The organism is Legionella pneumophila subsp. pneumophila str. Philadelphia 1 (genome assembly GCF_000008485.1).
Lineage (GTDB): Bacteria > Pseudomonadota > Gammaproteobacteria > Legionellales > Legionellaceae > Legionella > Legionella pneumophila.
Genome location: NC_002942.5, coordinates 486,337 through 508,872, shown reverse-complemented (window position 1 = coordinate 508,872; position 22,536 = coordinate 486,337). Strand labels below are relative to the sequence as shown.

Sequence of the window (22,536 nt, the reverse complement as noted above, 5' to 3'; positions counted from 1 at the left end):
AATAAAAAAGTATTTTCCTTTTTTAATTCAACTATTTGGATAGTATCCTAATATTTCTAGGCATATAACCAACTACCATTTTCAAAATGCAAGAACTCTTTTCCAAACTTTTCCAAACTAGCACAAATTTATTATTTTTGAAAATACTAATTTTGCTCAGATGCAAAACTTGAGTTTATCCGACATTTTGAAAAGCCACAGACTGATGGACTTGGGCTCTCTAAATAATTTCCAAAAAAAATTGACCTAAGTGGTGCAATTTTAACCTAATTAAATAATAAAGCAATTGCTTTTTAAACCTAACAGGTTGCTAATTAACCTTGTTGTTATTTTTAATAACATCAAAATTCTTACATAATTTTGGAATAGGTAAAAACAAGTAGTGAAAATAATACACTTAACTACCCGTTAACTCACCTCCACTCTGATTAATACTTGCCCTGGAGTCACTTTGTCTCCCTTTTGACATAATATTTCTGCAACCACCCCATTTGCAGGTGCTTTTATTTCTGTCTCCATTTTCATTGCCTCAATAACCAGTACAGCCTGCCCGGCCTTGACTTCATCACCAACAGAAACATGAATTGCAATAATAGAACCGGGGATAGCTACAGTAATATCTCCAGGTCCTATCTTGTTATTAACAGATGAACGCTCTATTTTGTCATGAAGTTCAGAATGTTGCACAACAACTTCTTCAGGAACACCATCAACCCACAAAAAACAGGATTGTTGACCATGCTCAATCATTCCATAACCAGCTACTTTTACATGATAACTCTCACCATGAAGAATAATATCAAACTCAGACATAACGGAATTATCTGGTGCACTTGATTGAGTCAATAATGGCTCAGGAATTAATTGATTATTTTTACGCTGCTCTAAGAATTGGCGCCCAATTTCGGGAAACATCGCATAAAGAAGAACATCCTCATCACTTAGTGCCAAATCACTTATTTCATTTTGCAATTGATCTAATTCATTAGGTAACAAATCGCCAGGCCTGACTTCAATCACTTCTGTTCGTCCGATCGCTTTTTTCCGTAAAGCAGAACTAATTTTGCCAGGAGGAGTGCCATATTTTCCCTGACAGTAGAGTTTCACTTCATTGGTTATTGTTTTATACCGTTCTCCCGTTAGAACATTAATAACTGCCTGAGTTCCAACGACTTGAGATGTTGGCGTAACCAAAGGCGGATAACCCAAGTCCTTACGAACGCGGGGGATTTCCTTGTGAACAGCATCCATCTTGTCTAATGCATTCTGCTCCCTTAACTGATTATACAGATTTGAGATCATGCCACCTGGCACTTGATACAATTGAACACGAGGGTCAATATTCTGTGCCTCACTTTCAAATTGAGAATACTTCTTGCGGACAGCTTTAAAATAATCGTCTATTTCCAATAAAATATTTAAATCCAATTCCGTGTCATACGGAGTGTCAGTCAATGCGGCAACCAATGCTTCCGTAGGTGGATGAGATGCACCGCCAGAAAAAGATGAAATCGCTGTATCAATGTGATTACAACCCGCTAAAACGGCCTCATAATGGCATATACTTGCCAAACCGGAAGTAGAATGACTATGCAAATGTACAGGTAAGCCAGTCGCTTGTTTTAAACCGGCATACAATTCGACAGTCACCGTTGGGGTTAGCAAACCTGCCATATCTTTTATGGCGATACTATCACATCCCATTTCAGCCAATTTTTTCCCTAGCTCCAAAAAATTGTCCAAAGTATGAACCGGGCTGGTTGTGTAACAAATTGCTCCCTGGGCATGTTTTTTATGTGATTTAATCGCGTCTATGGCTACTTTAAGGTTTCGCGCGTCATTTAAAGCATCAAACACACGAAATACATCCACTCCATTATTCACGGCCAATTTAACAAACGCTCGGACTACATCATCTGCATAATTCCTATAGCCTAACAAATTTTGACCTCTTAACAGCATAGAGAGTTGAGTATTCGGTAACATTTGGCGAAGTTGACGCAATCTTGACCAGGGATCTTCCTTTAAAAATCGCAAACAGGCATCAAAAGTAGCGCCTCCCCAGACTTCCATAGCCCAAAATCCTACATCATCCATTTTATTACAGATTGGCAACATATCTTCAGTACGCATTCTTGTAGCGATTAAGCATTGATGGGCATCACGCAAGGTGACATCTGTTATAAACGTTTTAGACATAAGCTCTTCCTGGCTCAAGAAATAAATAAAAATATCATAAACCTAAAATCGGTACACTCTTTAAGTACAATCCATTGCTTTTTACTAAATATAAAATTTCTTGCTAAACTTGCGGAGATCTTGCCGATATCCTCGCAGATATATAGACATGTTCATAAAGTTCAGGCAAAATCTGCAAATCTCAGACTATACTGATGTGTAATGAAAAAAATTCTAGTATTACATGGTCCTAATCTAAACCTTTTAGGCTCCCGAGAACCGTCCATTTATGGACATGCTTCGTTAACTCAAATCAATGGTGATTTAATCCAGGAAGCAGACAATGCAGGGATTCGACTCAGCTGCTTTCAAAGCAATGCTGAAGCAGAGTTAATTCAAGCTGTCCATCAGGCTGGAATTGATAAAATCAATTACATTATCATAAATCCTGCGGCATTTACTCACACAAGCATTGCTCTTAGAGATGCTTTAAGTGCGGTTGCCATCCCATTTATTGAGGTTCATTTAAGTAACATTTTTTCCCGTGAAACTTTTCGTCACCATTCCTATTTCTCAGATATTGCCGTTGGTGTCATTAGCGGTTTGGGGACGAAAGGGTATTTACTGGCCTTACAAGCGATTATCAAAGAATTAAAGTAGAGAGAAAAAACAAATGGATATCAGAAAAATCAGAAAACTTATTGAACTCCTGGAAGAAACTGGTATTTCAGAGATTGAAATCAAAGAAGGAGAAGAGTCGTTAAGACTAAGTCGGCATAGTAATATAGTAGCAGAAACAGCTCCACAAATTCATTATGTGGCTCCTTCTGCTGTGAAGCAAACGGCCTCTGCTCCTTCCTCCAATACTTCTACCACCGAGTCTCATGTTATTGAAAATAAACAAGTTACTTCAGCCTCCTCAGGTCATAAAATTCGTTCACCAATGGTTGGAACAATGTACACAGCGCCATCTCCAGAAAGCCCACCTTTTGTAACAGTGGGACAATCTGTTAAAGCAGGAGATACTCTATGCATTATTGAAGCAATGAAAATGTTCAATGAAATTGAAGCCGATCGTGCTGGGAAAATTGTTGAAATCTTGGTAAAAAACGGGGATCCTGTTGAATATGACCAGGCCTTGTTTATTATAGAATAGAGAGGCCTGTTTATGCTCAGTAAAATAGTTATTGCTAATCGAGGCGAAATTGCGCTTCGTATACTGCGTGCTTGTAAAGAACTTGGCATTCAGACTGTTGCTGTTCACTCTGATGTAGACAAAGATTTATTGCACGTTCGCCTGGCTGATGAAACCGTATGCATAGGCCCTGCACCTGCCCAAAAAAGCTATCTCAATATTCCTGCAATTATATCTGCGGCAGAAATTACTGATGCAGTAGCGATACATCCAGGTTATGGATTTTTATCAGAAAATGCCGATTTTGCAGATATTGTTGAGCAAAGCGGTTTCCGTTTTATTGGCCCACGCGGCGACTCCATTCGTCTTATGGGGGATAAAGTTTCCGCGATTGCTGCCATGAAAGCGGCAGGAGTACCCTGTGTTCCCGGTTCAGACGGTCCTTTAGGAGATGACGACAACAAAAATCTCGAGTTGGCGCGAAAAATTGGTTATCCAATCATTATCAAAGCAGCCGGCGGCGGTGGTGGACGTGGCATGAGAGTCGTTCATAGCGAATCCAATTTACTTAGTGCTATTGCGTTAACCCGAAGCGAAGCAAAAGCCGCTTTCAATAACCCGATAGTTTACATGGAAAAATTTCTGGAAAATCCTCGCCATGTTGAATTCCAAGTCCTTGGTGATGGGAAAGGGCATGCTATACATTTGGGTGAGCGTGATTGCTCGATGCAAAGACGACATCAAAAAGTCGTAGAAGAAGCTCCGGCTCCAGGAATCACTCCTGAATTAAGAGAAGAAATTGGCGCGTCAGTGATTAAAGCTTGCAAAGAGTTACAATACCGAGGTGCTGGAACCTTTGAATTTTTATTTCAAGATGGTTGTTTTTATTTCATCGAAATGAATACGCGCATTCAGGTTGAGCATCCAGTAACTGAAATGATCACTGGGATTGATTTAATTAAGGAACAAATCAAAATTGCCAGCGATATTCCTCTGACATTAACCCAAAAAGATATTAAATTACGCGGCCATGCTATTGAATGCCGAATCAATGCGGAAGATCCAAGGAATTTTATGCCCTCTCCTGGAACCATAAAATTACTTCATCAACCAGGAGGCCCAGGCATTCGTTTTGATTCTCACATCTACAGCAGCTATGTTGTTCCACCTAATTACGATTCCATGATAGGAAAATTAATAAGTTATGGGGCAACAAGAGCAGAAGCGATTGCCAGGATGCGTAATGCCCTTGATGAAATTATCATTGATGGCATAAAGACAAATATTGAATTACACCAACGTATTCTTCATGACAAATCTTTTATGGAAGGTGGCACAAACATTCACTATCTAGAAAAAATGCTCAAGGATTCATAGCGTGTGGTTTCAACTAAAAATAGAACATTGTCCTAATGACAAGATTGAAGAAATAACCGAGGAACTCGAAGAATGCGGTGCCTTGTCCATCACACTCACAGACAAAAATGACAACCCCGTTCTTGAACCAGAGCCAGGGACAACGCCTTTATGGCCTGAAGTAATCATTCATGCCCTATTTGCCCAAGCAGAAGAGGCGCAATACGCAAGAGAACAATTGGTTGCTAAAAGACCATCTCTGCATTGCAGTTTGGAACTGCTCGCTGATAAAAATTGGGAAAGAGCCTGGATGGATGATTTTCGACCTCAACGTTTTGGTAACCGCTTATGGGTCTGTCCTACTTGGCTCCCTCCCCCGGAACCTGATGCGGTTAATTTAATATTAGATCCTGGGTTAGCATTTGGTACAGGCACACATGCGACAACCTCCCTATGCCTAACTTGGCTGGAGCAGGCTGATTTAAAAAATAAATCAATAATAGATTATGGTTGTGGTTCAGGAATACTCTCACTCGCGGCAATCAAGCTAGGAGCTAAACATGTCTATGCTGTTGACATAGATAATCAAGCCTTACAAGCCACACAAAGTAATGCGCATGCCAACCATATCACTGAGAGCCAACTCTCTATCAGCTTCCCGGAAGCATTGCAAAATCCTGTGCATTTAGTTATCGCAAATATTTTGTTGGCTCCATTAATCAGTTTAAAGGAACGTTTTCATCAACTGCTCCCGTCAGGCGCGCATTTGGTAACATCAGGAATTCTGGAAGAACAGGCCCCTTTGCTGATTGATGCTTATGATTCCGCATTCACCCATATTGCAACTGAATATTGTGAGGGATGGTCGTTGCTGGTTTTTACAAGCAAATAATAACTATATCACTAAGGTATATGTAAATGGCGAAAAAACAAATTTACTCTTCTTTCAAGCCACGACGAGCACTACTGAGTGTTTCCGATAAAAGAGGAATAAGAGAACTCGGTCAAGTCTTACATGACCAAGGAGTGGAATTGATAGCCACTGGAAACACAGCTGCCATATTAAGAGAACATAAATTACCCGTTACCGATGTCAGTGAGTGCACAGGATTTCCCGAAATAATGGATGGAAGAGTCAAAACCCTTCATCCAGCCATTCATGCTGGTTTATTAGCCCGCGGAGAAGAAGACAGCCCAGTTTTAAGACAACATGGAATAAAACCTATTGATTTACTGATTGTCAATTTATACCCCTTTGAACAAGTCATTAACCACCCGGACTGCGATTTTAATAAGGCCATTGAAAACATTGACATTGGTGGACCAGCAATGGTGCGAGCGGCAGCTAAAAATCATGCCCATACTTATGTCATAGTTGATCCAAATGATTACTCAAAATTAATTCATTATTTACAAGATCAGAAAGCACCTTCCCATTGGAATTTTGCGTTAGCTAAAAAAGCATTTGCCCATACTGCAGCCTACGATGCCGCAATTGCAAATTATTTAACTACTTTGGATAATGATTATGTCCCAACTGGATTTCCCGACATACTAACCTGCCAATTTAATAAAATTACTGATCTTCGTTATGGTGAAAACCCCCATCAGCAAGCTATTTTTTATGCTGATAAAAATTCACATCCAGGCTCTCTAAGTACAGCAACCTTATTACAGGGAAAACAATTATCCTATAATAATATTCTTGATGCCGATGCAGCTCTCGATTGTGTGAAATCATTTTCCAATGAAAAGTCGGTTTGCGTCATTGTAAAACATACCAACCCCTGTGGCATTGCGCTATCCGACACATCACTTGATGCTTACTTAAAAGCCTTTCAAAGTGATCCGATATCCGCTTATGGTGGAATTATTGCTTTCAATGGAACTCTGGATAGCGATACGGCAAAAGCAATATTAGAAAAACAATTTGTTGAAGTGATTATTGCACCTGATGCCAATGAAGAAGCAAAAAAAATTCTGGCAACCAAAGAAAACACTCGTGTTCTTCTAACCGGTTTTTGGCAACAAGGTAATAATTTTAGATTAAGTATGAAGAAAGTTGATGGTGGTCTATTAGTACAAGAACACGATTCTCTTTCTCTGGAATCATGTGAGCTACAAACCGTTACCCAGATAAAACCCACTGATGAACAACTACAAAATTTAATGTTCGCTTGGTTAGCAGCCAAGCATGTCAAATCTAATGCCATTGTATACGCTAATGATTTGACCACTATAGGGATTGGCGGAGGACAAACCAGTCGAGTAATGAGTGCTCGTATTGGTTTGTGGCAAGCAGAGCAAATGGGGTTTGATCCCAAAGGCGCTGTTATGGCCTCAGACGCATTTATCCCTTTCCCTGATACCATTGAAATAGCAGCGAAGGCTGGTATATCCGCAATTATTCAACCAGGGGGCTCTATCAGAGATGAAAAAATCATTTCTTGCGCCGACCAACACAACATAGCGATGATTTTTACAGGAGTGCGACATTTTAAACATTAATGTCAAGCATGTATTAATTCTAAGCTTGACTAACTTGAACAAAGAGTCGTATATAACGTATCATCTTCTTTTTAATTGAGGCTTTTTGATTAGCATAAATGGACCTTTTCTTGTAGGACTGATGGACTTGATATTAGAACAAGGAGCAAGTATTTCTAGAAGCAGATTTTACCTATAGAATAAATAAGAATTATAGGAATACTTACTAATCAACTAGCAATCACGCAAAAGACAAAAATGCTACTGAAAGTCTAATGCATCACTGAAACCCATGGAGTAATATAATGACAACTGAGCAATACCCGTCCTCACTTGTCAATCGTCTTGCAATCACAGAGCCTGCGTTGGTTCCAAGTGGATATTATCGTTCGAAATTATTTATTGCCCCATTTTCTACAAATGTTTTAGTTGCAGCGGCCGGACCAATACTGTCTTTATTGGAAAGACTTTGTTTAAGTCCTTCTTTACCTCCAGTAGAGGATATAAGAGAAAATATACAGCATGAATTACGCGCCTTTCACAGTAAATTAGACGCTTCTAAATATCCGTTGGATATTATTAGCATTGCTCAATATTTATTATCAGCTACCATTGATGAAATATTAGGTAAAAGTTATCTAAGGGTCTATAACCTGACGACAGAGTTCAAATCATTTACTCCCTTATCAAGTGATGGGGCACAACCCCAGCAGCGTTTTTTTGAAATATTGAACTACATTAAAGAGAGGCCAAATCAATTTCTCGATTTAATTGAATTGGCCTACTTTTGCCTCATTGCCGGATTTGAGGGTGAGTACCATCTGAAAGCAGACGGGCGACAATGTCTTGATAATACTATTGAAGATTTATATCAAATCATACAAAAATACCGTTTTAATAAACCACATCGCTTGTTTAATGAGAATCCTCTTCCCAAAACTATTAAAAAAAATTATAAAGCAACGTGGATAACAACTATTGCTGCTGTAGGTATTGTAATTCTAGCTTTTGTTACTAGCCATGTTTTATTAGAAAACAAAGCTAAAACTGTTTTATTTGGACATACCCAACTTGCTATGCTGGAAAACTAATGGACAATTCATTACGCGCATTATGTGATGCTATAAAAAAAATTCTCTCTCAATTAAAACCACAAACTAATCAATTATCTTTTGTTGTCATCACCGGAAAAAACGCCCAAGGCAAATCGGCACTGTTAAAGCAAAGTAATATGGAAGAAATGCCCGTATTCAGCGAAGAGCATGCCAAACTGTATTTTAATCAAAAGGGAATCATAGTAGAGCTTGGTGAAAATTGGCTTACCAATAGCAAAACATTATTGCTCACAACACTTAAACAATTAAATAAATGCAATCGCCATCTCAAAATTACAGGCTTGATTTTATGTGTGGATGTCAATGATTTACTGATCGCCGAACCAGCACAATTCACTGAACAAAAAAAATCTCATTTGCAACTTATTCAACGTTTAGGTGTTAACCTGGGATATCAGGCTGAATTAGCTTTAATATTCACCAAAATGGATACCTTGGCTGGCTTTTCTGAGTTTTATCAAATGGATCATGTCAATGATCTATCTAAACCTCTTGGCTTTTCCCTTGATTGTGTCAACCAATTAAGTAAAAAAATTGAAACGTTTTCCCTTCAATTCAATCAATTAATTGAAGCTTTAGGACAGCAAGTTATCAATAAAATGCACCCGGCACGTTCTACTATTAAGCGCAGTTTGATACGCGAATTTCCTTTGCAATTAGCCAGCTTGAGAGCCCCAATTCAGTCGTTAATTCAGGGGATTTCGCCAAAATTATTCCATGTTCACTCTATTTTTTTCACGAGTGCCGAGCAAGGTGGAGTCAGTGTAGATAGGCTAAACAAAAAAATTCAGCATGAATACGCTCTGGTTGTTCAGGATACTTTCCCTCAAGCGACCAATTTCAGATCCTATTTTGTAGAAGGTGCACTGCAAACAATCCAGGAACAATGCATCCAGGTACCACAGACTACAAAATTTTCTCAAAAACCATTCATTGCTGTTGCAGTAAGTTTGGCCGGGCTCAGTTTATTAACGCTGGTCTATAACCACTACAAAACCTCTCATATTCTTGATGAGGCTAGTAAAGAATTGCTTGCCTATGAAGCACTGAATAATCAGGGCACTAGTGGTGCACAAGCGCTATATCACTTATCGCAGGCTGCAAATAAAATGAATCACATTACATCAAACTCCATATCGCTGCCTACTGTGCACCAATTAAAATTAAACCTTCACAACAATGCTCAAAATCGTTTACAAGGAGAATTTCTTCCCTCCTTAGCTAATGAGTTAGAACAAGTCATCACAAGTCCTGGCAACACCCCTATCACTCGTTATAAGGCTTTAAAAATTTATTTAATGTTAGGAAACTCAAAATATTTTTCATCCCAACCCATTCTGGATTGGTTTCAACAACAATGGCAGGGACGTGCACCAGGCACTACGCAAAAACAGTTGGCTCTTTTAAAACAAACTCTTAGCAATCCTCCTCAAAATATACCCATCAAATCACAAATAATCAGTGATGCGAGGAATTATCTTAATGCACTTCCAACAAGCTATTTATATTACTCTATTGCGAAAGAATATTTCCCTCAGGAAAAACAAAAGATTGTGATTGAAGGTTTTTCTATACCTACGGATGAAGTGCCAACCTATTTTACTAAAACCGGATTTACAAAAATTATTAACGAATTACCTAAAATTACCAGTACACTTCAATCAGAAAACTGGGTACTTGCGAGACAGGATTTGTCTCAATTACACAATATGCTGATTCAGGCTTATTGTTTTGATTACGTCACTTGGTGGCAAACGTTCATGAAGAAATCCCAACCATTACGTTATCAGGATTATCAGCAAGGTCGTCAATTAACAAAATTAATACAACAATCCAATTCGTTTTATAAATTCGCTAATCTTATTCAGCAGGAAACCAAACCGGATTTAACCGAAGGCATATCCACCTTTAATCAATTCATTGCCAATCAATTTACTGATTTAAATTTAACAACTTTATCCAGCATTAAGGAATTAGATTTTAGAATTTCTGAATTAGAACGATTTATTGCAACTTTATCTGTTGTAAATGATGGAGGTAAAACAGCGTTTACCATTACACGCTCGCGTTTTCTCAATGAAAATTCCTCTGACCCTGTGAGTTTGCTCTACAGCCAGGCACGACAATTACCTGAACCATTGAGTTCGTGGACAAAGCAAATAGCTGGTGACATTTGGGTTATACTGATTAGAGATAGTCGTCAATACATTAATAATCAGTGGCAAAAAACCGTCTATAGAGAGTTCCAAAACTCTATTGCCCAGCGCTATCCTTTTGACTCGTCACAAACTGCAGAAATAGATATTGCAGATTTTAATCGCTTTTTCTCAACACATGGCTTATTGAACACCTACTCTGAACAATACATTAAGCCATTTCTTGACACTTCATCTCCAGAATGGAAGCCTAAAGCTGTGAATGATTTCATCTTGCCTATTTCAAATGAAGTAATTGATGAGTTAATTCGCGCCAATATCATTACTAATATGTTCTTTCCTGATCACAGTGATGAAAGCAAAATTGATTTTAGCTTGCAAAAGATCTCTCTGGATCCTGTAGTTTCTAATCTAGTCCTTGAAATTGGCGGCACTAAATTGATGGATAATCAAACAAGCGATTCACTAATTCGCTTCACCTGGCCTCAAAACAACGCTAAATTGGCTCTTGATTCTATTGAAGGGAATCATTACGAGCTCGCAGAATATGGAACCTGGGCAATATTTAAATTACTTGAAAAAGTCAATGTGCTTGTGGATGAACAAGATAGTTCAAGCCTCCAAATACTTTTTGAAGTGAATAGCAACTCCGGCCGCTATTTATTAAAAACAAACAACCAAATTAATCCTTTTACTCCAGGAATTCTAAATGGGTTTACTTTAAACGACCATATTGCATAATTATGAAACAAAATACCAAACACAGCATTATTGCTGGATTATACGGAAATGCTTTGGAGTGGTATGATTTCTTGCTCTATGCCAGTTTTGCTCCTGTCTTTGCTGAAATTTTTTTCCCTTCAAAAATCCATTTTGTTTCTCTTATAGCAACATTTAGCTTATTTGCTATAGGATTCATTATGCGTCCAATTGGTGGGCTTTTGCTCGGGCACTATGCTGATCATGTAGGACGGCGGAAAGCATTAATACTATCTATGTCAGTAATGACCATTTCTACCGCATTAATTGCAGTATTACCTGATTTTAATTCATGGGGAATTATCGCCCCACTTTTATTTTCTGTTTTACGGCTCATTCAGGGGCTTGCAGTGGGAGGCGAACTGCCCGGCTCGACCACCTATTTGATTGAGCATATGTTTCAACAAAGCCGGGGGCTCGCTGGCAGCCTCGTGTTAAGTAGCGCTTTTTTAGGTATTTTTATTGGAGCGCTTACCGCCTCAATATTCAGCACATTATTTACAGGTGATGCTCTATTAAATTGGGGGTGGAGGTATGCGTATCTGTTAGGAGGTATTTTAGGAATTTTGGGCATTTATTTGCGTATTAAAAGCTTTGAATCACCCACATTTCTAAAGGATAAGCATACTGCTGAACTTCCTGCAAAAGTGGTATTCACGCGATTTAAACAGCAACTGTTTTTATCTGTGATAATTACTAGCATTCTTGCCATGTCTAATTATGTACTTATCGCCTATGTCACAACTTTTTTAGTCAAATCAGAGTATTTTCTCTTGAAAGATGCGTTATTAATCAATTTAATTGCCCTTGCTCTTTTGACAGTTTTAATACCGCTGATGGGATTTCTTTCTGATGTTGTGGGACGTAAGCCTATTTTCTTAATCGGTTTATTTGCTCTTTGCCTACTAATCTTCCCATTTTTTTGGCTCTTATTAAGTGGTAGTTGGTGGAAAGCATTATGCAGCGAATTATTACTAGCGATAGCTTTAGCCCCAATCAATGCGACAGTACCCACTATTATTGCAGAAATGTTTCCAACCAGTGTACGGGCGAGTGGGATTTCCATATCCTATAACATTGGCCAGGCTTTATTTGGCGGTACCATGCCTTTGGTTGCGTTTAGCCTGATTGAATTAAGCAGCAATAAAATGGCTCCGGCTTGGTACCTTTTCCTATGGACCCTTATCGTGATACCAATAACTATTTCCATTCGTGAAAGCTATCAAAAAGAGCTTACTTAAGGCATTAGATTGAGATGAACCGACATAATTTCTATCGATTGAATAAACAACAATAGATTTAAATCAGTTTTTTAGTAGAAAAAACCCAGCATTAATAGCCAGAAAATAAGTGCATTGAGCCATACTAATAAAAATCTTACCTGCTTCAACCTACTTTTGCAGGCAAGCTTTTCACGTTGGGATCTTTTGAATAAGCATCAAGAATATCATTCACCAATTGGTTAATCATTCCCTCTCTCTCATCGTCTTCAATTAACCCAACTTTTTGCTTCATGCTTGCTAATCGAGCCTCCAATTCTTTAGTCACTGTACCATTTGGGAACAGTGCAGCTAAAAGCCGTCGAGCTTCACTTGGTCCCAGATGCCTATACAAAAGATTTCGTACTGTGGCATCTTCTGCAGTAGTACTAAATGCCCATAATTCGACCGGGCCCAATGTTAAGGTTAATAATTGTACGTTGATACCTGTTTTAGTAGCAAACTGAGCAAGGAAAGTAGCGCCACCTTGTCTAGGACCATGAACTCGAGTACGTAACGCAATCTTGGCTGTTTCAGAAAGTCCAAAAATTTGACTGGTCTTCTCGACAGCTTGAGATGGTCCTGCATCCATAACATAAATAGCGGTAGCAAAATCAATCATTACCGGATCAAAGTCATCTACTGCTTGTGATAATAAGGAAATTTGCACTTTCCATTTTCGGCCTTCACGCATATCAATAATAACTTGCTCACGAACAGCAGACGATTTTGCCGTGCGATGGAATTCATCATAAACAATACGCTTATGATCTTCTCGAATCTCTAATACTCTCTGTTTGTGATACTCTTTATATTGTTCCGGTACATTATTCAAACTTTCTTCTGTTAAATAATAGTGCCTTGCCAATACATATCTGGCTAGCATATACATAACCGCTGTTTGTCTATCTGCCGCATCACCACCACTTTTCGCTACTTCATCCAAATCAAGAGACACTACTCTTGCGTCACCAATATCAAAACTAGTGACCCGTGATAAAATAGGATATTCGCGAACAGCTGATGAAATCATTCTTGAAAAAGCATTAATTAGTGATTCACCAGTTGGCGCCGTAATCTTTTCATATAAATCCTCAATTGATGGTGTTCTACAGATAGAAGCAGCATCCGCTAATAACGGCATTGCATATCTTTGCGCTAACATCGCCTCATGAACAAAACCTGCTGAATAGAGCGCGTCCGTCACTTCCCACCAGGTTGATTTGGCATCTCGGACAAAGCCTATTTCCTCCAGGATGCCATCGATAAATTCCTCTATTCCTGGAGCATAGGGTGTCGGATTGAATTCATCAGCCATGCTTTTATATAATTCATCTACCACCATACCCGCCAAATCTGCCATACCGTCATATGGCTTTGCAGCACCTAATGGCGTAGTTAGCAAGGTCATGAAGTTGACTAAGAATGATCGTTCCAAAGCAGTTGGATAACGACATCCCAATTGGGTATCAAAGGGATTAATCGAATAATCTGGGGTCATCCTTAATCTATGATAAGCAACCAAATGACGCTTAGATGCAGGGAGAGCCTCTTTTAACAATGAAATCAAACCGCTACTTGAGGGGCCTATATCAATAATTGCTATGCGCGGCAAACGCATTAAACCACCTGAAAGACAAAGAGCTAAATTCAGTGCATTTGACAACACAGATTTACCAGAACCAGGACGAGCGTAAACCAGATCAATCCAAGTAGTTTGTTCAGTTGAGCCTGGTTGAAACGGCCACGGTTTACCATCTGGTGTTCTAAAAAGCAAGGCTCCTGTTTTCCAGGGAGATGCTGGTCTTGTAATAGGCAGCATTGAGATAACGTCTGACAAAGGAGCTACTGATGCTACTGCTGAGCTGTTCAAAGTAGTAGCTAGCATACTTGACACAAAGCCTGCAAACGGATCCCCACAAATCTCTGATACATCAGTAGAACCCCAACCTTCAATAGCCTTTACTAACTCAGAACTTCTCCGCCGCAACAAGGGAATATTGCCTTCAGGAGCCCAGGTTGTTGCAACGACGCGTAGTCTTACAATCGCCTCATCAGTATTGAGTTGTATATATTTCAGCAGATTAACCGAATCACTAATTAAACGATTCTGTGCAGAGCTAAAGCTCAATATCGCTGCCAAGAGCCCCTTCAATTTAATTGTGCTTAATCCTTCGCTTTCTAGCAAAAAAGAAATTTTCCAGGGCACATGTGAAGGAAGAATACGAGAAAATAAACTAATAAATGGTCTTACATCCTTTGGAAACAAATCAATATAGGTTGAAGCATAAATTTTATCGCCCACTCGGACAGTGCGTAAATCAATAATCTCTGCATCTCTTGGCAAAACCTGCCTGGACAACGGCGGCCATAATAAATCAGAAGGATCCCCCTCAAAATTATTCAGCTCGCGAACAGGTATTTTATCTCCAGGTAAAGTTGCGCGCCAATCATCTGCAGTATAATCAGGATCACCTGTCATGCGAATGGCATGTACTGCATCGTGCACCTCAAGCAACTTAGCTATCACATTAAGGGCATCCAAATCATTTAGAATTGCACGCACATAAGCATCATGTGTATCTCTTATTTCCGGAACAGCCGCAAAAATCGTTTGTGTGTTTTTAAATGGAGGAGCTTTTGTATCCTTGATCATCTTCATTTTTGCTTTGTTCGCAGCTTTTAACTGATCGCTCGCCAAGTTAAATGGTCTTGTATACAAAACAAAATAAACACGCTCCTCTGCACAATATTGTGATAAATAATTGACCCGCTCCTCAAATAAATCTCTTAAATTAAGTTCAAGACGACTTGCTGTTGCTTCCGCAGGGTCATAAATATCCTTGATCATTTTTACTATGTTTTGCTTATCATGGCTAAAATAAACTTGTAGCGCATGACCAGGTCTACCCATAGCAGCTTGAAATGAGTTGGCTAAACCTTCAACGAGTCGTTCAAACTCTTCAGGGCCTGCCAATCCAGTAATCCCTTCAATTTTTAATACCGACAGTAATGATCCATCATGATTAACTAATACGGTAGGGCTATCCGCCGTTTCCAAATCTATATAAGACTCTGTAGTTTGCTTCAAGGAAGTACTTAACCAGGCAAAGAAAGTATCGACGCCTTCAAAAAACGATTCTGACCAATTTGCCATCCTTTGTCCTCAATTATTAATAGTACTTTTACTGTTTAATCTGCAATTTCTTCTAAAGCACTGGCAGCCCATTTCTCTATTTGCTTCCTGAATTTTGCCCTAGAGGGTAATAGCCTTATATTTTTAAAAAGTTTCTCTCTTATTTCTTCACTATTCACACCAGAATCAATCATTAATTGCCCAAATATTGCAGGGTCACTTGTGCCCTCACCAAATTTTTCTTCAACAATTTGCGAGCGAAATTTAAAGCTTCTATAAATATTCTGTGCACTGGATTTGTATCCGGTATCATTGGTAATAGCACAAAAAAGAACATGGCATAAGCTATTTAGTTCAGCTTGGGTTAATTCTGGCAGGTAGATCAAAGTACCTCCACCATAACCACCAACTCCAACTGACTCAACAAAAAAGCATTGCGCACAAAAACAACAAGCTGTAACTAAATTTGATAACCTATTGTTTGTATAATCACCATCCAGATTCACGATGTCTTGGTATAATCGGGCTTGAAACCCGCAAAATTGACAAGTATACCTATCTCGCTGAAAGATTTTTTGCTCATAGGATTTGAATCGCTCATCAATTTTTCTGGCAGAATATAAACGCCAGGAACCTGGTGAAGCAATTAGTTTTAGCTCACATCGTTGTTGATTATCCGCCATAGTTTGGTTCACATTCAGTCAATTTTCAAAAAATTATGTGTTCTATCCTTAACTACTGACTAAGCCAGCTTAAAGATATTTGACCATATTAATAGAGACAATCATTTAAATTTACTATTTAACACAATAAAAAGCCTATAAATTAAATTGGGTAAAGCGGTATTCTCTTTACCCAAATAATATAAATAATCTCTCTATTAATTAGTCTTATATATTGTTCCAGTAGGTCCAGCAGTTTTACCGCCACTACCACCGAACATAGTTACTCCGGCCACTCCTAAAATAGAAGGAAGGAATAATAATGCCGCAGCGATAAATATCAAAGCTATTGGTGTTCCAATTGGAATTTGAGTAGGGTTATCCTTGTGCTGCTTAAATTTCATAATAGCACCAATAGAAAAACCCAATCCAGCCAAGTAAGAGCCCGCTGTAATCAATTTAGTAAGACTTGTAAATGAACCCGTAATTTGTGATGCCATTTTACCTAACGATACACCTGCTGCAGCATCCTGACAAATTAGAGTCAATAAAGCCAAACAAGCTGCGCTTACTAGCCAGTGTTTATAACCTGATTTATGGATAACCTTAATGTTCACAATTCTCTCCTGTTTTTAAATTAGCTTAAGTACCATATAAAGTATTGTTAATCATATCAACTGTACCAACAATATTGATTGCCAATATTCCCCCAAATACATGAATCAAACCTTTACCTGTACCTCCTGGAGGTTGCCCCTGCGACGCGGAACGCGCAATTAATACCCACCCTCTTACAAATGCAATTAGACCAATAACCCGGATAATCATCACCAAAGGTCTGCCTACTAGACTGCCACTACCAAATAAGGCTGAAATAGTATCGCTTCCACTACTCACACCTCCTGAGTAGGCTAATGGATTGCTATAACCAAAAGTCGTTTGCAGTACGGAGGAAACCAATGACGGGAAATAGATAAGTAATGCACCTACCATCAAATACATCACCGGCTCTTTGATACTCGTATTACTCGACATCATTGTCCTGGCTTCTCCATAAACCTTTAAGCTATAAATTGCCTTAAATATAAAAGCGCACCCAATCAAATAAGCGCCTCCAGTAATCAGCCTTTGAACAGGCTCCAACTGATTAGCAATATTAGCTAATATGTTAGCTTGACTCACTATCCAGCATGCTACTGTGCCGCCAGTACAAGTCGGATCAGCCATATACGCCTCAACTATCTTCTTGACTAAACTTAATCACTTGTCCAGAACTTGTTAAAATACGACCTTGCAAAGAATCAATTAATTTAACCATTCCATATCCTGGAATTTTTGATCCCTCTCTAACTGTAAGTGTAGAACCATTTGAGCCAATTAGCCAAGCCCGACCTGGAATTACTGCTTGTATGTAATAAATAATTCTTGCTTGAACTATTGGCCGAGACACTTTTACAACTTTCTTAGGTGTTGTACGTGCCATTAAGACATTAATCACTTCTGATTGTCTAGCAATTTGATTTGACATATTACCAATAATTTGATTCAGATTTACAATTTGAGCATTTAAATTTTTGATATTATTATTTACTGCATTAATTTGCTCACTAAGGGCATTGACTTCAGAACGAAGACTCTGCTGTGTCATTTCTATTGCTGAAACTTTCTTCTTTAGATCGGGGTCATCTTCAATAATAGTCGTAGGCTGAACTTGTTGTATGGGAGTGGTGGTTGGTATTGTCTGTACAGGTTGTGGTGTTGCTACCTGTGTCACCGGAGGAATAGCGGGCTTTGAGGTTACTTGGCTGGATTTGTCTGAGAAAAACATCCAACCAATTATTTTATACATCACCATTATAAATACAACTGCCCCAATAGCAATAAGAGCATTTCGCTTAATATCTTTTTTCTTTGTTAATCCCTCTTTCCCAGATTGATACGAGGCTTCTGAATCGAGATCCGATTCACCAGCCTGATCCATATCGTATGAGTCAAGTTCTGCAAATTTATATTCATCATTATTTTGATCGTGCTCTGCCATCATTATCCGCCATCAAATTAAATTGTTGTAACATCCTGGGTAAATAAAATACCCAAACCTGTACCAGAATAAACTTCCACAGTTGTTGGTGTATTAAACAATTGTTGCGCCTGTTGACTCCATGCCTTTCCAACGGTAGCCAATCCTATAACCGCATTTTCCAAAGTTGAGCGACCAACACCATTAGCTACAGTAATATTATTACCACCGCCAGTACCCCCAATGGTGATTGTTGTATTTGCCGACTGGAATGCATTTCCAAATCCTTGTAAGAAAGAAGAAGCAAACAGGGAACCATATCGCATTAAATAGTGATGATTAGTTCTACTGGCTAGGGCTGTTCTTGCCGTGTTTGGATCAATTGCATAAGCTGAGATGGATATAGTTTTTTCTGCTCCTGGAATTGACATTGTATTAAAGGTAATCACCATCTTGTCCGCATTGGACGGTAAGTTGAAGCTTCCTATTAATTTTGAGCCTTTTAGCTTACCAGTAACAATAGTCGCCAATATTGGACCAGGTTCATCACTATTCACAGAAGTATCCAGAACCGCAAACATAATATCACCCGTTTTGATAATAGCCTGATTCTGAGCACTAACTGCGCCTTGATCTACTGGTTGATTATTAGAGCCTGTGCCTGTACCTGTGCCTGGAACAGCACTTTCACCACCAGATGTTTTAGTTTCCTCTGTACCTTCTGTATACACCTGGGTTTCAACTTGCTTCCAATCTTGAACCAGCTGAGTCGCTGCCGTGAGCATGTCAGAAGTTCTTTGCTGAATTTCTTGCTGATATTTTTGCTCAGCCAATTGCTCATTTTGCTTTTGTAAAATAGCCTGAAGTTGCTCAGCACTTGAGGCAGCATCACTGGTTGTTGGTCTTGGAGTAGCGCCAGGAATTGAGGGAATTCCTGTGATACTTGAGTCGAGTTGTTGCAAATCAGGCCCTTGTAACCCTGCAACGGCTGATTCTTGTGGAGAAAATCCAGCATTTCTCAGCTCAGCTGAGGTATATCCGGCTTTTTTTAGCTCATCAGCCGAATATCCAGCATTCTTTAATTCTGATGCACTAAATCCTGCGCTTTTCAAATCTGAGGCGCTAAAACCAGCATCTTTCAATTCTTTTGCGCTAAATCCGGCATTTTTCAAATCCGAGGCGCTAAAACCAGCATCTTTCAATTCTTTTGCGCTAAATCCGGCTGCTTTTAATTCCGCTGCAGAAAAACCAGCATCTTTTAGATCTTTTGCAGAAAACCCAGCAGCCTTTAACTGAGCAGCAGTGAATCCAGCCGCTTTTAATTCAGCAGCAGAAAAACCGGCGTCTTTTAGATCTTTTGCACTAAAACCCACATCTTTCAATTCCTGGGCTGAGAAACCTGCATCACGCAATTCCTTTGCTGTAAAACCGGCATCTTTTAATTCTTTCGCACTAAAACCCGCTGCCTTTAATTCAGCTGCAGTAAACCCAGCGTCTTTCAGTTCTTTTGCAGTATAACCAGCTGCTTTCAATGCTGCAGCGGAACATCCTAATGTTTGCTTTATTGTCAAAGCGCTAACACCAGCTGCTCTCGCTTTTTTTAATGACTCTACGCTGCAATCTGCAACACGCCCGTCTGCAATAATGGATACAGGATTTAATCCAGCATCTTCCAACTGCTTTGGAGTAAATCCTGCCGCAAGCAATTCTTGAGGGGTAAATCCTGCAGCAAGTAAGGACTGTGCGTCATAACCCGCAGCTTTTAAAGCTTCTGCACTACAACCATTGAGTTCTTTGATACGTTTCGCAGATACGCCTGCTGAAAATAATTTTTTCAGTTTATCTGGATCACAGCCAGCCGCCTTTATTTCCGCATCACTCAAAGGAGTTGCTGCACTGATTTGAGCTGGAGTAAATCCTGCGTTTGCTAAATCCGCATCAGTGAATCCGGCAGCTTTGAGAGCCTGTGCGCTACATCCTGCATATTGTCTAATTAAAGCGGCACTAACTCCTGCTTCCCTTTCCTTTTTCAGCGCCTCCACATCACAACCAGCATTTTTCACATCTTGCGGAGTAATCCCAGGCGGAAGCTCTGCCTGAGCAGCTTTGATTTGAGCATCAGAAAATCCTGCTTTTGCAAGATCAGCCGGTGTAAATCCAGCGTTTAACAAATCTCTTGCAGTAAATCCAGCATCTTTTAATTCTGCAGCAGAAAAGCCCGCTCGTCTTAAGTCCGCAGCGCTGAAACCTGCATCTTTTAATTCTTTAGCGGTATAACCTGCTGCTTTTAACTGCTCAGCGGTACAACCGCTTATTTTTCTAATCGCAGACGCGCTAACCCCTGCCTGACGCAATTTGGCCAATGCAGCAGCTCCACATCCTGCTTTGCGCACATCATCTGCAGTTATACCATCTGGTAAACCACTTGCTTTTGCAATTTCAGCATCAGAGAACCCGGCTCCTTTTAATTCTCCATCAGAAAAACCTCCATCCTTCATTTCTTGTGCTGTAAAGCCTGCATTACGTAATTCACAAGCATCAAATCCACAATTTCTTAGTCGACCGGCACTATAACCTGCCTCCTTCAACTGCCTTGCATTATAACCAGCAGATTTTAATTCTTTACACTCACAGACTTGCTCTAGTTCCTGCAAACCGTACCCACTATCTTTTAACTGGACACAGCTACAAGCAGCTTTCAAATCAGTTAATTGGGCTCCCTGATTCACAACTTTTGTAATCACAGATTTGCTACAACTGCCATCTTGTAATTCTTGTATCCATAAACTTCGTTGAGGACCACCTAACTCTTCTTGTGCTAAAGCAGCGAAACCTACTCCACTTTGAGAGCCAATAACACCAACTCCTTCCCCCAATGCTTGAGTACGGATAATCGTTGGAATAGCACTCCCACCTGTTTTTTCAGCGACTTGTGCCTGGGTTATATTTTGTTCTTCTTGCAATTTGGCATATTGAGCGGTTGGATCTAAAACTCCTGGAATAGATTGAATTCCTCCCGGCACTGTAGAAACTTCAGCTGCAGCAATCGAACCGGTAGTAGCACCCCTTATTTTAAAAAAACCTATTACTACTGCAATGATTAATAAAGCTGCTGTAAAAATGATAATTACTCGAGTCCGAGTATTGGAAAACAGTGACTTTAGATTTTCTTTTTTGCTCGCCATTTGCTTATAACCCTTCTACCTTGAGTTGCATGACTTTTCCATGCCAAGACACTAATAAAACCGGAGACTTTTGCATTTCGTAAGCATGCGTTCCATCTGCGCTAGTCATGCTGGCTAACCAGCCCGGCGACAATATAGTGAGATTCGTTCTAACATACATTTTTTCATTAGATAACCAAGCTCGAGCATCTCCTCCACTAACCACCAGACGCCTACTTCCAGGTGGAGGAACTCCTTCTAACACATGAAGAAGCAAATCATTGGCTGATGGAGGAATGCCTTCTTCGGTTGGCATACTTTTAGCGTTAGGGCCATAACCTTGAACTCGCAAATCCACTCGATAATCCACGGCTTTCTGCCCGGGAATAAGGGTAAGCATTACAGGAGTATTTAATCCTCTTAACCTTACTGCTAGATTGCCATAGTTATATAGCTTCGTAGCTTGAATCATTAAAGTATTACTGGTTTTATCCCATTGAATATTAAATGAAGAGGGGTCGCCCAAATCATATGCAGCAATAGGCCAAGGAGCTCCTGTTGAGTCCAGGAATACTAAAGAAGACACAAAACCTTGTGATAATCTTATTACTGGTGGTGTTGATCCTGGAGACAAATTAACAAATTGTGATGTCGCTGTAGGCTTAGGTGGAGTGCCTGGCGTTGCAGCTTTGGCATACTCAGAAGTTTCATAGATTTGTTTTAATTTGACTACTTGCTCAGGATTTAAGGGATATAAGTTGCGTGTCATATCCTTAAATGCTTTCTTATCAATAACTTCGGCATCATCTTGACTAATTATCTGCCCATCACCGCCCGCAGTTGCTGTTTGATTTGCAGCCGGAGCATTGGCCTGACCGGATTGATTAGGTTGTTGTGTTGAATCAGAAGCTGCATTATCACCGCCATCACCGGCTCCTGACTGTGCATCAGGGGAAGGGTTTTGTGATAATTTTTGTTGTAGCATTCGCAGTTGCTGCAACGCTTGCTGAGCATCATCTGATTGATCAGCCGCATAGATACTGCATGACATACTGAATGTCAAGCCTATCACCAAACAATATTTACATAATTGATCATATTTCTTCATC

General features: G+C 39.6%; 16 protein-coding genes. 8 read left to right on the top strand and 8 right to left on the bottom strand.

Annotated elements, in window-relative coordinates:
• Positions 1-408 precede the first annotated feature (408 nt).
• Positions 409-2,199, bottom strand: coding sequence for a sodium-extruding oxaloacetate decarboxylase subunit alpha (oadA, locus tag LPG_RS02325; protein WP_015444824.1), 1,791 nt, complete (start codon positions 2,197-2,199; stop codon positions 409-411).
• Between the two features lie 201 nt (positions 2,200-2,400).
• On the opposite strand from oadA, the gene aroQ reads away from it, so the two are divergent.
• The 8 genes from aroQ (at position 2,401) to LPG_RS02285 (ending at position 12,427) form a co-directional block, all read left to right on the top strand.
• The gene (aroQ, locus tag LPG_RS02320) at positions 2,401-2,838 is read left to right on the top strand and encodes a type II 3-dehydroquinate dehydratase (protein ID WP_010946213.1); all 438 of its coding nucleotides are present in this window, start codon (positions 2,401-2,403) and stop codon (positions 2,836-2,838) included.
• Between the two features lie 13 nt (positions 2,839-2,851).
• Positions 2,852-3,334, top strand: coding sequence for an acetyl-CoA carboxylase biotin carboxyl carrier protein (gene accB, locus LPG_RS02315; protein ID WP_010946212.1), 483 nt, complete (start codon positions 2,852-2,854; stop codon positions 3,332-3,334).
• A gap of 12 nt (positions 3,335-3,346) precedes the next feature.
• On the top strand, positions 3,347-4,690 hold the full coding sequence (gene accC, locus LPG_RS02310; protein ID WP_011213101.1) for an acetyl-CoA carboxylase biotin carboxylase subunit: 1,344 nt from the start codon (positions 3,347-3,349) through the stop codon (positions 4,688-4,690).
• Position 4,691: 1 nt separating this feature from the next.
• Positions 4,692-5,561, top strand: a complete 870-nt coding sequence (prmA, locus tag LPG_RS02305; protein WP_010946210.1) for a 50S ribosomal protein L11 methyltransferase — start codon at positions 4,692-4,694, stop codon at positions 5,559-5,561.
• Positions 5,562-5,587: 26 nt separating this feature from the next.
• A complete protein-coding gene (purH, locus tag LPG_RS02300; RefSeq protein ID WP_010946209.1) occupies positions 5,588-7,177 on the top strand; it encodes a bifunctional phosphoribosylaminoimidazolecarboxamide formyltransferase/IMP cyclohydrolase in 1,590 nt (529 codons plus the stop codon).
• Between the two features lie 284 nt (positions 7,178-7,461).
• Entirely contained in the window at positions 7,462-8,247 is a 786-nt protein-coding gene (gene icmH, locus LPG_RS02295; protein ID WP_010946208.1) for a type IVB secretion system protein IcmH/DotU, read from the top strand.
• Positions 8,247-11,168 carry a type IVB secretion system protein IcmF gene (icmF, locus tag LPG_RS02290; protein ID WP_010946207.1) on the top strand — a complete coding sequence of 974 codons (2,922 nt, stop codon included), beginning with the start codon at positions 8,247-8,249 and terminating at the stop codon, positions 11,166-11,168. Before icmH ends, icmF begins: the two co-directional genes overlap by 1 nt.
• Before the next feature lie 2 nt (positions 11,169-11,170).
• Positions 11,171-12,427, top strand: a complete 1,257-nt coding sequence (locus LPG_RS02285) for an MFS transporter (RefSeq protein WP_010946206.1) — start codon at positions 11,171-11,173, stop codon at positions 12,425-12,427.
• A 145-nt stretch (positions 12,428-12,572) separates the two neighbouring features.
• On the opposite strand, the gene icmB is transcribed toward LPG_RS02285, so the two are convergent.
• The 7 genes from icmB to icmK form a co-directional block, all read right to left on the bottom strand.
• Positions 12,573-15,602, bottom strand: a complete 3,030-nt coding sequence (gene icmB, locus LPG_RS02280) for a type IVB secretion system protein IcmB/DotO (protein WP_010946205.1) — start codon at positions 15,600-15,602, stop codon at positions 12,573-12,575.
• Positions 15,603-15,637: 35 nt separating this feature from the next.
• Positions 15,638-16,264, bottom strand: a complete 627-nt coding sequence (gene icmJ / locus LPG_RS02275; protein WP_011214708.1) for a type IVB secretion system protein IcmJDotN — start codon at positions 16,262-16,264, stop codon at positions 15,638-15,640.
• A 197-nt stretch (positions 16,265-16,461) separates the two neighbouring features.
• Positions 16,462-16,860 carry a type IVB secretion system protein IcmD/DotP gene (gene icmD, locus LPG_RS02270; RefSeq protein ID WP_011214707.1) on the bottom strand — a complete coding sequence of 133 codons (399 nt, stop codon included), beginning with the start codon at positions 16,858-16,860 and terminating at the stop codon, positions 16,462-16,464.
• A gap of 25 nt (positions 16,861-16,885) precedes the next feature.
• Entirely contained in the window at positions 16,886-17,470 is a 585-nt protein-coding gene (gene icmC, locus LPG_RS02265) for a type IVB secretion system protein IcmC/DotE (RefSeq protein WP_010946202.1), read from the bottom strand.
• 7 nt (positions 17,471-17,477) lie between these two features.
• Positions 17,478-18,287: a type IVB secretion system protein IcmG/DotF gene (gene icmG, locus LPG_RS02260; protein ID WP_010946201.1), complete on the bottom strand. Its 810-nt coding sequence runs from the start codon at positions 18,285-18,287 to the stop codon at positions 17,478-17,480.
• A gap of 14 nt (positions 18,288-18,301) precedes the next feature.
• Complete coding sequence (gene dotG / locus LPG_RS02255) at positions 18,302-21,448, bottom strand: type IVB secretion system protein DotG/IcmE (RefSeq protein ID WP_010946200.1); 3,147 nt, start codon at positions 21,446-21,448, stop codon at positions 18,302-18,304.
• A gap of 4 nt (positions 21,449-21,452) precedes the next feature.
• Entirely contained in the window at positions 21,453-22,535 is a 1,083-nt protein-coding gene (gene icmK / locus LPG_RS02250) for a type IVB secretion system protein IcmK/DotH (RefSeq protein ID WP_015444826.1), read from the bottom strand.
• Between the last annotated feature and the right edge of the window lies 1 nt (position 22,536).

Bases quoted from the DNA above. Each gene is read 5' to 3' on its own strand.
- oadA (WP_015444824.1), bottom strand. From the start codon at position 2,199: ATGTCTAAAACGTTTATAACAGATGTCACCTTGCGTGATGCCCATCAA.
- aroQ (WP_010946213.1), top strand. From the start codon at position 2,401: ATGAAAAAAATTCTAGTATTACATGGTCCTAATCTAAACCTTTTAGGC.
- accB (WP_010946212.1), top strand. From the start codon at position 2,852: ATGGATATCAGAAAAATCAGAAAACTTATTGAACTCCTGGAAGAAACT.
- accC (WP_011213101.1), top strand. From the start codon at position 3,347: ATGCTCAGTAAAATAGTTATTGCTAATCGAGGCGAAATTGCGCTTCGT.
- purH (WP_010946209.1), top strand. From the start codon at position 5,588: ATGGCGAAAAAACAAATTTACTCTTCTTTCAAGCCACGACGAGCACTA.
- icmH (WP_010946208.1), top strand. From the start codon at position 7,462: ATGACAACTGAGCAATACCCGTCCTCACTTGTCAATCGTCTTGCAATC.
- icmF (WP_010946207.1), top strand. From the start codon at position 8,247: ATGGACAATTCATTACGCGCATTATGTGATGCTATAAAAAAAATTCTC.
- LPG_RS02285 (WP_010946206.1), top strand. From the start codon at position 11,171: ATGAAACAAAATACCAAACACAGCATTATTGCTGGATTATACGGAAAT.
- icmB (WP_010946205.1), bottom strand. From the start codon at position 15,602: ATGGCAAATTGGTCAGAATCGTTTTTTGAAGGCGTCGATACTTTCTTT.
- icmJ (WP_011214708.1), bottom strand. From the start codon at position 16,264: ATGGCGGATAATCAACAACGATGTGAGCTAAAACTAATTGCTTCACCA.
- icmC (WP_010946202.1), bottom strand. From the start codon at position 17,470: ATGGCTGATCCGACTTGTACTGGCGGCACAGTAGCATGCTGGATAGTG.
- icmG (WP_010946201.1), bottom strand. From the start codon at position 18,287: ATGATGGCAGAGCACGATCAAAATAATGATGAATATAAATTTGCAGAA.
- dotG (WP_010946200.1), bottom strand. From the start codon at position 21,448: ATGGCGAGCAAAAAAGAAAATCTAAAGTCACTGTTTTCCAATACTCGG.
- icmK (WP_015444826.1), bottom strand. From the start codon at position 22,535: ATGAAGAAATATGATCAATTATGTAAATATTGTTTGGTGATAGGCTTG.